This window comes from Corallococcus sp. CA041A, from assembly GCF_003612075.1.
In the GTDB taxonomy this organism is placed as follows: Bacteria; Myxococcota; Myxococcia; order Myxococcales; family Myxococcaceae; genus Corallococcus; species Corallococcus exiguus.
In genome coordinates this window covers 1-395 of the sequence record NZ_RAWF01000752.1, presented here as the reverse complement: position 1 = coordinate 395, position 395 = coordinate 1, and the positions used below count along the sequence as shown (strand labels likewise).

At 63.3% G+C, this 395-nt stretch carries 1 protein-coding gene; it reads left to right on the top strand.

Annotated features, from left to right (window positions below):
* On the top strand, window positions 1–280 hold a 280-nt coding region (locus D7V77_RS42945; protein WP_147452407.1), incomplete at its 5' end, for a translocation/assembly module TamB domain-containing protein.
* Between the last annotated feature and the right edge of the window lie 115 nt (window positions 281–395).

Sequence of the window (395 nt, the reverse complement as noted above, 5' to 3'; positions counted from 1 at the left end):
GGCCCTCGGCCTGCTGGGCAACGTAGCAGGCAAGAACGTGGCGCGGCGCTTCGGGCTCGACGAGTTCTCGATCGGGCCGTCCGCCGCAGGCCTGACCGATCCGCAGGTGGTGAGCCTGGGCAAGGTCATCTCGGAGCGCATCACCGTCGGCTATGAGCAAAGCCTGTCGACGGCCGATTCCATCGTCAAACTGACGTGGCAGTTTTCGCGGCGGTGGTCGGTGGTGGCACGCGGCGGTACGATCAATGGCGCGTCGGTCCTGTTCAACAAACGTTGGTAAACGGTTGGCCCGGCTGCCAGAATGGCGGCGGGTCCATGTTTCGCACGAGGAGTTCCATGCCGCATCTTCGTCAACTCGCACAAGTGGGAGTCACCATGGGCGTTCTGGCTTCATT